This is a genomic window from Acinetobacter sp. Tol 5, assembly GCF_019702905.1.
GTDB classification, from domain to species: Bacteria; Pseudomonadota; Gammaproteobacteria; order Pseudomonadales; family Moraxellaceae; genus Acinetobacter; species Acinetobacter bereziniae.
In genome coordinates this window covers 1,109,018-1,122,408 of sequence record NZ_AP024708.1, presented here as the reverse complement: position 1 = coordinate 1,122,408, position 13,391 = coordinate 1,109,018, and the positions used below count along the sequence as shown (strand labels likewise).

11 protein-coding genes are annotated in these 13,391 nt (G+C 41.0%); 4 read left to right on the top strand and 7 right to left on the bottom strand.

What is annotated here, in order from left to right:
• Nucleotides 1–111: 111 nt before the first annotated feature.
• The 6 genes from TOL5_RS05220 to TOL5_RS05195 all read right to left on the bottom strand — a co-directional run bounded on the left by TOL5_RS05220 (nucleotide 112) and on the right by TOL5_RS05195 (nucleotide 7,065).
• Complete coding sequence (locus TOL5_RS05220) at nucleotides 112–1,170, bottom strand: 2,3-butanediol dehydrogenase (protein WP_198114433.1); 1,059 nt, start codon at nucleotides 1,168–1,170, stop codon at nucleotides 112–114.
• A 122-nt stretch (nucleotides 1,171–1,292) separates the two neighbouring features.
• Entirely contained in the window at nucleotides 1,293–2,078 is a 786-nt protein-coding gene (locus TOL5_RS05215; protein ID WP_121774673.1) for an acetoin reductase, read from the bottom strand.
• An 11-nt stretch (nucleotides 2,079–2,089) separates the two neighbouring features.
• Nucleotides 2,090–3,490: a dihydrolipoyl dehydrogenase gene (gene lpdA, locus TOL5_RS05210; RefSeq protein WP_121774674.1), complete on the bottom strand. Its 1,401-nt coding sequence runs from the start codon at nucleotides 3,488–3,490 to the stop codon at nucleotides 2,090–2,092.
• A 10-nt stretch (nucleotides 3,491–3,500) separates the two neighbouring features.
• Complete coding sequence (locus TOL5_RS05205; RefSeq protein ID WP_221260668.1) at nucleotides 3,501–5,066, bottom strand: 2-oxo acid dehydrogenase subunit E2; 1,566 nt, start codon at nucleotides 5,064–5,066, stop codon at nucleotides 3,501–3,503.
• A 1-nt stretch (nucleotide 5,067) separates the two neighbouring features.
• On the bottom strand, nucleotides 5,068–6,087 hold the full coding sequence (locus TOL5_RS05200) for an alpha-ketoacid dehydrogenase subunit beta (RefSeq protein WP_004829597.1): 1,020 nt from the start codon (nucleotides 6,085–6,087) through the stop codon (nucleotides 5,068–5,070).
• Between the two features lie 15 nt (nucleotides 6,088–6,102).
• Nucleotides 6,103–7,065, bottom strand: coding sequence for a thiamine pyrophosphate-dependent dehydrogenase E1 component subunit alpha (locus tag TOL5_RS05195; RefSeq protein ID WP_004829598.1), 963 nt, complete (start codon nucleotides 7,063–7,065; stop codon nucleotides 6,103–6,105).
• Nucleotides 7,066–7,425: 360 nt separating this feature from the next.
• On the opposite strand from TOL5_RS05195, the gene lipA reads away from it, so the two are divergent.
• Both lipA and TOL5_RS05185 read left to right on the top strand, forming a co-directional pair.
• Complete coding sequence (lipA, locus tag TOL5_RS05190) at nucleotides 7,426–8,418, top strand: lipoyl synthase (protein ID WP_058971584.1); 993 nt, start codon at nucleotides 7,426–7,428, stop codon at nucleotides 8,416–8,418.
• Between the two features lie 249 nt (nucleotides 8,419–8,667).
• On the top strand, nucleotides 8,668–9,765 hold the full coding sequence (locus TOL5_RS05185) for a helix-turn-helix domain-containing protein (RefSeq protein WP_004829600.1): 1,098 nt from the start codon (nucleotides 8,668–8,670) through the stop codon (nucleotides 9,763–9,765).
• Nucleotides 9,766–9,781: 16 nt separating this feature from the next.
• Here TOL5_RS05185 and TOL5_RS05180 read toward each other — a convergent pair whose 3' ends face one another.
• Entirely contained in the window at nucleotides 9,782–11,260 is a 1,479-nt protein-coding gene (locus TOL5_RS05180) for a PLP-dependent aminotransferase family protein (RefSeq protein ID WP_139420378.1), read from the bottom strand.
• A 162-nt stretch (nucleotides 11,261–11,422) separates the two neighbouring features.
• On the opposite strand from TOL5_RS05180, the gene TOL5_RS05175 reads away from it, so the two are divergent.
• Nucleotides 11,423–12,613: a benzoate/H(+) symporter BenE family transporter gene (locus TOL5_RS05175; RefSeq protein WP_198114435.1), complete on the top strand. Its 1,191-nt coding sequence runs from the start codon at nucleotides 11,423–11,425 to the stop codon at nucleotides 12,611–12,613.
• A gap of 234 nt (nucleotides 12,614–12,847) precedes the next feature.
• On the top strand, nucleotides 12,848–13,303 hold the full coding sequence (locus TOL5_RS05170) for a GNAT family N-acetyltransferase (RefSeq protein WP_121775474.1): 456 nt from the start codon (nucleotides 12,848–12,850) through the stop codon (nucleotides 13,301–13,303).
• Nucleotides 13,304–13,391 lie beyond the last annotated feature (88 nt).

The window sequence follows — 13,391 nt, the reverse complement described above, 5'->3', positions numbered from 1 at the left end:
TTATCTTCTCCCAAAGGGAGAAGACCGTTTTAATATCTATAGGATTGATAGCTGATCATTACAGTTTGATTGTTCAAAGACTCCCTTGTCTATTCAAGTGCTTTTACCCCTTTAAGGATGTACAATAATTTTTACCGCAGATTCATTGTTATGAATCAAAGTTTCAAATCCTTGCGATACCAAATCATCTAAAGCAATGCGTTGAGTGATAAATGGTTCTAGATTAATTTTACCTTGCTCAACCAAACGTATGGTTTCTTGATGATCGTTGACATAAGCAATCGTGCCACGAATATCCAATTCTTTCATCACCACACTATGCACATTAATAGTGGCAGGATGACTCCAAATTGACACGATCACCACCACACCTGTAGGCTTCATGGCTGCAACCAAAGTATCCATGACTTTATTGACGCTACTACATTCAAATGCAACATCTACGCCTTTATCTTGAGTCAGTTTCATCACTTCTGCCACCACATCCACTTGTGATGGATCAAGCACATAGTCCGCAACACCTGCTTCTAAAGCTTTTTCTTTACGTTTAGCGCTCAGTTCAGTGATGATGACTGTTAAACCTTTGGCTTTTAAAATTGCAGAAAGTAATAATCCTATGGGACCAGCACCACCGACCAAAGCAATATCACCAGCCTTTGCCCCACTTCGCACAAAAGCATGATGCCCTACAGATAAAGGTTCTATCAGTGCAGCTTGATCCAATGGAATTTTGTCAGAAATCGGATGAACCCAGCGTCGTTGTACAGCGATCTTTTCTGATAAACCACCACCCCGTCCACCTAAACCAATAAAGTTCATATTTTTTGACAAGTGATAATGATCATTCGGACCCGTGGGTACATCATCTGCAATGATATAAGGTTCGACCACAGCATGCTGCCCCACCTGAATATCCTCTACTCCCTCACCGACCGCATAGACCACACCTGAAAATTCATGCCCCATGGTCACAGGTGCAGATTCGCCAGAAATTGGATGCGGATGCCCACAAGGTGGAATAAAGATCGGACCTTCCATAAACTCATGTAAATCTGTACCACAAATGCCGCACCATGCGACTTGGATTCCCACAGTTCCGGGAAGGACTTGAGGTTCTGGAATATCCTCAATACGAATATCCCCTTTGTCATAAAAACGTGCCGCTTTCATAGAACTATTCCTTATAAAGATAATAGAAAACTTAACCAAGACATCGCGAATATCTGCATCTCATGCCTTGTTTATGTCGTTCTAACCGATCACCCAATACATTGTTGAAATGTCCTCAGACTCTAACGATAGACCATGCCACCGTCAGTCAAAATAGATTGACCAGTAATATAATTTGCATCCTCACTTGCCAAAAAGGCAACCAAAGCAGCCACATCATCTGGGGTTTCAGCTCGACCTAAAGCAATGCCATCAACATATTTCTTATAAGTTTCGCCTACAGGTGCACCTGTGATTTCAGCAAAGCGTTGGTCAATTTCGACCCACATATCTGTTCCCACGACTCCCGGACAATAGCTGTTGACCGTAATACCTGCACTGGCATACTCCTTAGCAGCAGCTTGTGTCAATGCTCTGACAGCAAACTTCGTTGCAGAGTAAACGCCTAGCAAAGCAAAGCCTTCATGCCCTGCAATCGAGCAGGCATTGATAATTTTTCCCTGCTGTTGTCGTTGTTTAAATTTATTCGCTGCGGCTTGAATTCCCCAAAGTACACCACCCACATTAATATTCATGATTTGGTTAAACTCGCTGGGTGTGACTTCAGCTAAAGCTTTAACCTGCGCAATGCCAGCATTATTGATCATGATATCAAAACCATTTAAAGATGATTCTGTATGTGCAATAGCTTCACTGATCTGTATTGGATCAGCAATATCTGCAATAAATGTGGTGACCTTTACACCCAATGCTTCAATTTCTTGTTGCACAGCATTTAACTTTTCTTGACGAAGATCCACCAGCGCAATATGTACGCCTTCTTGTGCCAAACGTAAGGCAATGCCTCGTCCTATTCCTTGTCCTGCACCTGTAATCAGTGCAACTTTGTTGTTTAAACCTTTAGGCATATTGTGACTCCTTAGATATGGATTGCACGTTGCATTGCCGATAAGACCGACTCATGCATCGCCTCAGATAAAGTAGGATGTGGGAAAATTACTTGCGCTAGACTTTCATCTGTAGCTTCTAAATATTTGGCAATAGCAAAGCCTTGAATATGTTCAGTGACTTCGTGCCCAACCATGTGTGCGCCCAACAACTCACCCGTTTCTTGATTAAAAATGGTTTTGACAAAGCCTGCAGTTTTACCCAACGCCAATGCCTTACCATTGGCTTGCAATGGAAACTTACCAACATGGATATTCAATCCTGCTGCTTTGGCTTTCTGTTCAGTCAAACCGATACTCGCCACTTGCGGATGGGTAAAGATACAACCAGGGATTTGAGTACGATCTAGTGCATGTACATGTTCAAGACCTGCAATTTTTTCCACACATAAAATAGCTTCATGACTGGCTTTATGTGCCAAACACGGTGCACCAGCAACATCACCGATTGCATAAACACCAGCAACATTGGTTTTGCACCATGGATCGACTTTGATAAAACCATGTTCAAATTCCATTCCCAGTGCTTCTAAACCTAAATGCTGTGTATTCGGTTGAACACCTATTGCTGAAAGCACCTTTTCCACAGTCACAACTTGCACCCCTTGTGCAGTTTCAATATGGCAATGTACCAAGTCATGATCCCGTTCGATTTTTTGTACTGCAGCTTCTGTTAAAACCCTCATTCCTTGCTGTTCAAATTGCTTTTGTACATATTGAGCAACCTCAAGGTCTTCACTGGGTAAAATCTGTTTGGCTATATCCACCAAAGTCACTTGACAGCCCAAGTCTTGATATAAGCTTGCAAACTCACTTCCAATTGCCCCAGAACCAATCACCAATAAGGATTGAGGTAATTGTGTAGGAACTAAGGCTTCTCGATAACTCCACACCTGCTCACCATCTACAGGGATATGCGCTAAGTTGGCTGCTTTAGCACCTGTTGCGACAATAATATGCGGTGCTGAAATCTGCTGTTTTTGTCCCTGCGTATCAGTCAGCTCTAACTGTTCTTTGGCAGTGAATCGTGCAGTTGCATTAAAAACCGTTACTTGATTTTTCTTCAACAACTGTCCAATACCCTGCACCAATTGCTCTGAAACTTGTCTGCTATGTCGAACCAATTGCTGAATATCAAATTCAACTGCACCCAAACGAAAACCAAATCGCTCCGAATGTTTAAACTGTTGCGCCAATGCTGCTCCATTTAACAGTGCTTTCGTGGGAATACACCCCCAATTGAGGCAAATCCCACCCAAATGTTGTTTTTCAACAATTGCGGTTTTTAAGCCCAGCTGTGCTGCACGAATCGCAGCAACATAACCACCTGGACCTGCACCAATCACGATAAGATCAAATTTTGTCTCTGACATATTTAATCTCCTACACTAAAATCAATGCAGGATTTTCAACAAACTGCTTAAATGCTGCCAAGAATTGCGCCCCCAATGCACCATCAATCACACGGTGATCACAAGACAAGGTTGCGGTAACCATTTGACGAATCACAATCGAGTCTTTTTCAATGACCGCACGTTTTTCTGCTGCACCTAACGCCAATATTGCACCCTGAGGTGGATTGATAATGGCATCGAATTGCTGAATGCCGAGCATGCCTAAATTAGAAATGCTGAAACTCCCCCCCTGAAATTCATCAGGCGCTAATTTTCCAGTTTTGGCACGTGTCGCCAAATCACGCATTGCATTTGAAATTTGTGCCAAAGACTTACTATCGGCCGCTTTAATAATCGGTGTGATCAATCCATTCTCGATCGCCACTGCAACAGAAATATCGGCTTGTGCAAACTGTAAAATCTGTTGATTCTTTTCATCATATTGTACATTGACTTGCGGTACTTTCATCAAAGCAGCGGCAGCAGCTTTAATCAGCATATCGTTAATCGACAACTTCACTTGGGGGACAGTGCTATTGATTTGCTGGCGTAATGCTTGGATTGCTTCAACATTGAGATCTACAGTTAAACGGAAATGTGGTGCATTACGTTTTGCTTCCTGTAGTCGTGATGCAATGGCTTTACGCATACCGTTCATGGCAATTGTGGTAGATTTTGCTGATTGCGTTGTATTGTCCTGATCGCATTGTTGTGTCTGTACAGGGTTTTCACGCTGATAAACGGCTTCTACATCTTCTTTACAGACTCGACCTCTGGTGCCTGATGCGCGACAATCATGCAGATTTATGCCCCATTGTTTAGCTAAACGGCGTGCAACAGGTGTTGCTAACACTAGACTGTCATCTGCTTTAGATTTCGCTGCTTTAGCACTGGCTTGCTGACGAATATCTGGCCATGAGCCTCCAGCAGCTTGAACGGCTTGTTGAATATCATGGACACTGATACGCCCTTGTCGTCCTGTACCAGTAATTTTTGCCAAATTGACCTGATGCTTTTCAGCCAATTTCAAAGCATGCGGTGTCGCAAAAATCTCGTCACGCTGTTGATAACCTTGCAATACGACAGGAATTGAATAACCACCTTGAACAATAGATTTCTGAGTATTTACAGCATTATTCTGTTCAGTCAAATTATTCGGTTGAGTCACAGTAGCGACTGTTGTTTTAGCCTGAGTGGCTGATACCTCTTCTGATGTTTTTTCTGGTGCGTTTGTATGGGATTGCTTTTCACTGACTGTCGATGTGCCCGTTAAAGATTGGGCAAAAGCATCAATTTCTGCATCTGAAACTTGTGAATCAGCACAAATCGCAATTAATTCGCCCACCAGCAAAGTATCGCCTGCTTTGGCAATGATTTTACGCAAAGTACTATCAAAGGGCGCTTCAAGCACATTGACGATTTTGGTGGTTTCAATTTCACAAATTTCTTGTCCTTTGCTAAATTGCGCCCCCTCTTGAATCAGCCATTGCGCAATTGTCCCTTCTTCCATGGACAAACCCCATTTTGGGATTTCTAAAGTTTTGATTTCGCTCATCCTAAGCCTCCAACGTTTTACGTACAGCCTGTTCGATACGCTCTACACTTGGTAACCATTCTTTTTCCAAAACGGGTGAGAAAGGTACAGGAGAATGTGGTGGTGTCACCAACTCAATCGGTGCTTTCAAATAATGAAAACCTTTTTGCGCAATCAATGCGGCAACATCATGCCCAAAACCACAGCGCGCAGCCGACTCGTCCACAATAACCACACGACCTGTAGACGCGACTGACTCTAAAATCCCATCCTCATCCAAAGGTGAAATGGTACGTGGATCAACGACTTCAACAGAAATGCCTTCTTTTGCTAATTTATCAGCAACCTCATTGGCGCGATGTACCATTAAACTCAACGCAATAATGGTAATATCTGTCCCTTCACGTGTGTAGTTGGCTACACCAAATGGAATGCTATATGACTCGTCTGGCACTTCTCCCTTGATGTCATAAAGCAACTTATGTTCACAGAAAACCACTGGATCATCATCACGAATGGCTTGAATCAGCAAGCCTTTCACATCATAAGCACTGGATGGTACAACCACTTTTAAACCTGGCACAGCGGCAAACACGTTGTAAGGTGATTGTGAATGTTGAGCAGCCGCAGAAAAACCTGCTCCGATCATGCCTCTTACCACTAAGGGTGCTTTGGCTTTTCCACCAAACATATAACGGAATTTAGCGGCTTGGTTATATAACATGTCATGACAAACGCCATAGAAATCCATAAACATCAGATCTGCTACAGGGCGTAAACCTGTTGCTGCGGCACCTGCTGCCATTCCAATAATGGCTGACTCAGTGATTGGCGTATCAATCACACGTTCTGAACCAAACTCAGTCCATAAACCTTTGGTAACACCCAACACACCACCAAAACCTTCGAGCTTATTATCATCTGTGTTTTTGCCACCATGACCACCACGTACGTCTTCACCTACCACAATCACTGTGGGGTCACGACGCATTTCTGATTCAATCGCTTCTTTAATCGCGTTTCGATAACTTTTATTTGGCATTGCTTTACTATTCCTTTAGTAAGAGACGTAAACGTCGGTGAGAAGTTGAGAAGCTTCTGGATAATTGGCTGCACGTGCTTTTGCTACCGCTGCATCCACATTGGCTTTTGACTCTGCATCAATCGCATCCAGTTTGGCGTCCTCAATTTTTCCTTTGACTTTTTCACGAAAAATTTTCAGTGGGTCTTTATGTTCTTTGACATAATCAAGTTCTTCTTTTGAACGAATTAATCCAGGATCACCTTCAAAGTGCCCGTAAAAACGATTGGTGATGGTTTCGATCACACTCGGACCTTCGCCACGACGTGCACGCTCAATGGCTTTTTGAGCGACTTCATAAACAGCAAAGAAATCTGTCCCATCAACTTTTTCAGCAGGCATGCCAAAAGCAGCTGCACGACCCGCAATATCCTTGCTACCAACGGCATAGTCATGTGCTGTGCCTTCACCAAAACCATTGTTTTCAAAAACAAAAATAACAGGTAATTTTAAGACCACTGCCATATTCATGGCTTCAAAAGTTAAACCTTGGTTAGAGCCTCCATCACCTGTAAAAGACAAACCGATTCCACCCGTTTTTAAAGTTTTAGCAGTCAAAGCTGCACCAATTGCCAAAGGAGGTCCACCGCCCACAATACCATTGGCGCCAAGCATGCCTTTGTCCAAATCGGCAATATGCATTGAACCGCCCTTACCTCGACAAAGTCCGTCATCCTTACCGAAAATTTCCAACATCATCCCGTGGATATCGCATCCTTTGGCAATACAATGCCCATGCCCACGATGTGTTGAGGTAATAAAATCTTTGTCCGTCAAGTTTTCACATATTCCAACGGCTACAGCTTCTTCACCACTGTAAAGATGAATAAAGCCAGGAATATCACCTGTATTGTTTTCATCGTGCAGTCGATCCTCAAACTCACGAATATCTCGCATCCGTCGGTATGCTGCTAGCAATTGCTCTTCCGTTAATTGCATATCCTTAATCCTTAATGTTCACATTTAGAATAAAAAACCAGATATTTAAAATAAATATTGGTATTTAAAACCTGTATATTTATATAAAATTATTTTAATAAAAATTAATATTAGACTAAAAAAATATTCATTTTTAAAAAGCACTAAAAATATTAAAAACAACTATTTATGAGTCAAAAAATATTTGTAATTTTTTATAATTTTCAAAAACTTAAAAAACCAAACCTTTAACCAACCTTTATTTTATAATATTAATATTTTGCTTCAATTTATTCACAGTTAAAATATTTTAAATATAATTGACACATAGAATAAAAGTGTCATTTTATATTCATTATTTTATTTAATGGACTATTTAAAATGGATTTAAAACGTTCAATCACCACAGGTGAAAAGTTACGAGGTGCTGATAAGCTGGCACGTATTCCAGTCAAAATCATCACTACAGAACAAATTCCACAGAAACCAGAATGGATTCGTGCCAAAATCAGCCATCCAGAAGAAATACAACGCATTAAAGACTTATTACGCCAACAAAAGTTGCATACTGTCTGCGAAGAAGCCGCTTGTCCCAACCTACCGCAATGCTTCGGAGGTGGAACAGCAACATTTATGATTATGGGAGACATCTGTACACGCCGATGTCCTTTTTGTGATGTTGCGCATGGTCGCCCAAATACTTTAGATCCTGATGAACCCAAACATTTGGCGGAAACTGTTAAAAACTTAAATTTGAAATATGTGGTGATTACCTCTGTAGATCGAGATGATCTTAAAGATGGTGGCGCGCAACATTTTGTCGACTGTATTAAAGAAATTCGCCAAAGTAGCCCAGATACATTGATTGAAATTTTAGTTCCTGACTTTCGTGGCAGGCTAGATCTTGCACTTGAAATTCTCAGTGAAACACCACCAGATGTATTTAATCATAATATTGAAACTGTACCACGCTTATATCGGGCAATGCGTCCAGGCTCTGACTATCAACATTCTCTTGAGTTGCTTAAAAAGTTTAAACATTTGCGTCCTGATATTGCGACTAAATGTGGTTTGATGGTGGGATTGGGCGAGGTAGAAGCAGAAGTCATTGTTCTACTCAATGATCTCAGTGATCATTTGGTTGATTATGTGACGATTGGTCAGTATTTACAGCCCTCAAAGTCCCATGCCCCCATTCACCGTTTTGTGTCGTTGAAAGAGTTTGAACATTATCAGACTCATGGACAATTATTAGGATTTAAAAATATCTGGAGTGCCCCTATGGTACGTTCGAGTTACTTTGCCGATCGTCAATATAAAGGCGAGCCTGTTCCTCAACCATTTAAACGTGAAAATATCTTAAAAAGTGGCTAAAACTCAGCATCTTTGATCAAAGTTGAATAGCTTTGGATGGGTAACTTTATTTAACATTTATGCGCAGAAAACTCATTTTAAATTGAGCCCTGACATTTTAAAGTGGATGCAGATCAAGACAAAAATACCCGAATTTTAATGCCATCATTTTGCTGGATTTAATACGTCTTAAATGTGATGTCAAAACCGAACTATACAATGAATACAACATATTAATGGCGATAACCGCGCATCATAAAGGAATATGATATGAAGCTATTGAATCAATCGCGTAATCAAACATCAACATTACAAACCACACATTTATTCAATATCGCGCCAATGAATGCTGCGCCACTTTTAAGCCTGCCCATGGAGCAGGAACAATCATTATTTCGCCGTTCAATCCAACATAACTATGCAGATTTATTGAAAATTGCAGATGACTCAGAAATGGCGATTGGGATCACTGACCATCATGGAACATTATTATGGACATGGAGTAGCCGTTCTATGCTTTCGTCCGCAGAACAAGTCCATTTTGTTGAAGGGGGTCATTGGTCAACTCAAGCTGTTGGTACCAATGCAATCGGTCTAGCGCTGAATAATCATATTTCCAGCTGTGTGTATTCTCATGAAAATCAAATGAATAGCGTACAAGATTGGGTTTGTTATGCAGCGCCAATCGTTGACCCTGTTTCTGGTCAATTTCACGGCATTATTAATTTATCCACCAAATATAAAAAACATACCTCGCTTGGTGTATTGGCTGTCGAGCGATGTGCCGAATTGGTTCAACGCGCAATCCAGTTTGAACAAAAAAATATGCTGTATCTGAAAGTTTTTGGTACACCTAAAGTACAGTTCAATCAACAACTTCTAACACTGACTCACAGACAAATTGAAATTTTGTGCATTCTCATTTTGCATCCAGATGGAATAAATTTAGATGAATTGCATTATGCACTGTATGGCGATCGTGACATCAGTGAAAAAACCTTAAAGGCAGAAATGTCACAACTCAGAACCTTGCTTCCGAATTGTATTTTATCACGTCCCTACAAACTGATTTGTGAAATTCAAACTGACTTTATCCGAGCAGAACAGTCACTCAATGCTGGTTTTCTAGCCAGCACATTTTCATTGTACAAAGGTAGTTTCCTCGCAAAATCAGAAAGTCCATTATTGACCACATGGCGAGACTGTTTCGATGCTCGTTTAAGTCATTTGATCTATCAAATGCAAGATATTGATCCATTACTCAAAATTATTCGCCATATGCCAGAACGAATTGACGCCATACAACGAGTACTGGAGTTATTGCCACAGGAAAGCCAACACCGTGATCGTTTTTTAAAACTGCTTTGACCTGACCTGTATAACATCAATATGATTCAATATGCTGTGCTAAGCGTTGAATATTAAAGCGGATTTCCTCAGGGCTATGCGCAGCATAGCCAAATAAAACTGCTGCTTTTTGAGGAGGACTTTGGCAGTAACGAGATAAAGGCTGTACAGCTAAATCAACTTCTGCGCATATTTTTAGGAAATCTTGTTCTGTCCATCCTTGATTGAGCCAACACACCAAATGAATCCCAGAATCTGTCGGCTGTACAGTCAAGACATTCGCAAGTCGTTGTTTGATTTCTGCAATAAGCACCTGCTGTCGTTCATAACAAGCTTTGCGTACTTTTCGTACATGCCTCGCATAATGCCCCTCTTGAATAAACAATGCCAAAGCAACTTGTTCCAGATAAGCGCTTCGTGTATCGGTGTAGTACTTGGCGAGACTAAATGTCTCAATCAATGCTTCTGGAACGACCATGAATCCTAAACGGAACTCTGGAAACATCATTTTTGAAAATGTTCCAGAATAAATCACTCGTTGATGTTGATCTAAACCTTGTAAAGCCTGAATAGGATGCGTGCCATATCTGAACTCGCTGTTATAATCATCCTCAAAGATCCATTTTTGCTGACTCACTGCCCATTCCAGCAACGTCAATCGGCGACTCAAACCTAAAGTTCCTCCAAGTGGAAACTGATGCGATGGTGCCGTATAAATAAGCTGACTGTCTGGATAATGTTGAATGATTTCATTGATCTTCATTCCATCATCGTCACTCGCTATGGGATTCACAGTCATGCCAAAGCTGCGAAAAATATTCAATGCTGCATCATAACCAGGCTCATCCAAACAGACTTGGTCTTGCGCTTGCAATAAAGCATATGCAGCCAAATGAATCGCCTGCTGTGTGCCATTGACCACAATAATCTGCTGTTCATGGCAGTTGAGTCCTCGAGTCGAACGGACATAGTCACAAATGGCTTGGCGTAAAGGTAAATAGCCTCGACAATCATGAAACTGCCCCAACTGTCGGTAAGACTGACGCCATGCTTTTCCCAGCAACTTTCCCCAGAGTCGGTGTGGAAATAAATCAGTACAGCCCACACCGACATGAAAGATTTTCTCTCCCTGTCCAGAAACATTTTGTTTTTGCCATGCGGGCAACAAATTTGCGATGTGCGGATTAACCTTTAATTGCTGAGGAGGCTGGACTGAAGTCGAATTTGTATCCAAGGGTAAATTGATCAAATGATCAGGGATAATTTCAACAACATAGGTTCCAGAACTCGGTTTGGTCTGCAAATAACCTTCATCCAGTAAACGTTCTATCGCAGCCAGAACTGAGTTTCTAGAAATAGACATCATCTCTGCCAAAGCACGGCTTGAAGGTAGTTTGCTTCCTGCCCGCAAACGTCCATCCAAGATAGCATCACGCAAAACACGATATAAGCCATCTTTGATCTGTCCTTCTGGCAAAATCAAATGTGGAAAAACAGCTGAAGATGGTGAACGCATAAGAAAACTGGTACTGTCAAAAATATCAAAAGTGTACCTTATAAAAATACCACAATCAAAACTACACTCAATCGGACCATTCCAAATCATTGAGAAAAAAGACATCTTTTACTCAAGTGATTGGGCTCTAAACACATGATTAAAAATCTTTGGGGTTGACTTATGCACGCTCAACGGCGCCCATTTCGAGTATTTTCTTCTGATCTGATTCATCCTGTTGTCGCAGGATTGATTTCGGTGATTGTCAACTATGGTGGTACTTTTATTCTAATCTTTCAAGCTGCTCAAGCAGCAGGATTAAGTGCTGAACTGACTGCTTCATGGGTTTGGTCTATTTCCATTGGTGTTGGGATTTCAGGCATTCTACTAAGTTGGATCAGTCGAGAACCAATTATTACGGCATGGTCAACACCAGCAGCCGCCTTTTTGATTACAGCATTAGTCAGCATTCCTTATGCTGAAGCTGTCGGAGCTTATCTGATTTCTGCACTGGCTTTTGTGATTTTAGGCATGACGGGATATTTTGAAAAACTGATTGCTTATATCCCTCCAAGCATTTGTTCAGGTCTGCTCGCTGGAATCTTATTACAATTCGGCATTTCTGCATTTTCCAATATCAGTATTGATCCCGTCTTAGCGATCAGTATGCTATTTGTTTACATGCTGACTAAACGAATTTCTGCTCGCTATGCTGTTGTCAGTGTACTTGGGCTAGGTTTGATATTTTTAATTTTACAATCCCGTATTGATTTCTCAGCATTTGAACTGCAATTGGCTGCGCCTGTCTTTACCGTACCTGCATTTTCAGTCAATGCACTTTTGAGTGTGGCACTGCCTTTATTTTTAATCACACTCACAGGTCAATATATGCCGGGCATCTTGGTACTTAGAAATGATGGTTATCAAACCAGTTTAAAACCGATATTTACGATCACTGGTTTGGGCTCTTTTTTAATGGCTCCTTTTGGTTCTCATGCATTTAATCTTGCCGCAATCACTGCTGCGATTTGTACAGGGAAAGCATCTCATACTGATCCATCTAAACGCTGGATTGCAGGTATTGCTGCAGGTATATTTTATATTTTGGTTGGAATATTTGGGCTAACGCTTGCAAGCCTCTTTAGTGCTTTCCCGAGTGTTTTTATTGCAACGTTGGCTGGACTTGCTTTACTGGGAACGATTGCAGGAAGTTTGGCAAATGCAATGCATGATCAGGACACACGGGAGTCTGCACTGATCACCTTTTTAGCCACTGCTGCAAATATTCATCTGTTGGGCATTGGAGGGGCTTTTTGGGGACTAGTCATTGGATTAATGTCCTATGTGATCTTAAATGGAAAATTTAAAAGATAAACCATTGTTTTACGATTACACTTTTATCATACCCACTATTCGCCATAGATGTGATTTAGACATTATGGAATTCTATGACATACCTGACCAAAACAAGGGAGACTAAGACTCCCTTTTTTACGTCTCAAAGCAACTGGTACTCTCAAAAAGATCAAAACTGTATCTTATGAAGATACCACAATAAAATTACACTAATTTCTCTGCTTTCAAACTTATACCGACTGGAGAATACCTGTGGAAAATTTATCAATTCAAATTGTACCTGTCACCCAAGTGGACTACACACAGTGGTTAGGGTATTGGTTAGCCTATCAAGAATTTTATCAAGTCAGTTTATCAAGTGCAGTCACTCAAACCACATGGCAACGTTTTTTTTCTGATGCCGAACCTGTTTATTGTGCTGTGGCAAAACATGAAGACACTGTATTTGGCTTTGTTCACTATGTCATTCACCGCTCGACATGGGCTGAGCAGGATTATTGTTATCTTGAAGATCTCTATGTTTCACCAAAATCCAGAGGTCAACAGATCGGTAAACATTTGATTGAATATGTTAAACAACAAGCTCAAAAATCCCGATGCGCACGCCTGTATTGGCACACTCAACAAAGTAATCATACAGCACAAAAACTGTATGACTGGGTAGCAGAGAAACCAGGGGTGATTGAGTACCGTATGCCTTTAAATTAATTTAACGTGAATTCGATGCAATTAAATCTTCAACTCATTGAAAGATAATAAATCTATGTGGATTTTTGCTGGATTTTCATCCGATTTT

Excerpts from the sequence above, each read along its gene's own strand:
- TOL5_RS05175 (WP_198114435.1), top strand. The coding sequence starts at position 11,423 with ATGCACGCTCAACGGCGCCCATTTCGAGTATTTTCTTCTGATCTGATT.
- TOL5_RS05220 (WP_198114433.1), bottom strand. The coding sequence starts at position 1,170 with ATGAAAGCGGCACGTTTTTATGACAAAGGGGATATTCGTATTGAGGAT.
- TOL5_RS05205 (WP_221260668.1), bottom strand. The coding sequence starts at position 5,066 with ATGAGCGAAATCAAAACTTTAGAAATCCCAAAATGGGGTTTGTCCATG.
- TOL5_RS05195 (WP_004829598.1), bottom strand. The coding sequence starts at position 7,065 with ATGCAATTAACGGAAGAGCAATTGCTAGCAGCATACCGACGGATGCGA.
- TOL5_RS05180 (WP_139420378.1), bottom strand. The coding sequence starts at position 11,260 with ATGCGTTCACCATCTTCAGCTGTTTTTCCACATTTGATTTTGCCAGAA.
- TOL5_RS05185 (WP_004829600.1), top strand. The coding sequence starts at position 8,668 with ATGAAGCTATTGAATCAATCGCGTAATCAAACATCAACATTACAAACC.
- lipA (WP_058971584.1), top strand. The coding sequence starts at position 7,426 with ATGGATTTAAAACGTTCAATCACCACAGGTGAAAAGTTACGAGGTGCT.
- TOL5_RS05200 (WP_004829597.1), bottom strand. The coding sequence starts at position 6,087 with ATGCCAAATAAAAGTTATCGAAACGCGATTAAAGAAGCGATTGAATCA.
- lpdA (WP_121774674.1), bottom strand. The coding sequence starts at position 3,490 with ATGTCAGAGACAAAATTTGATCTTATCGTGATTGGTGCAGGTCCAGGT.
- TOL5_RS05215 (WP_121774673.1), bottom strand. The coding sequence starts at position 2,078 with ATGCCTAAAGGTTTAAACAACAAAGTTGCACTGATTACAGGTGCAGGA.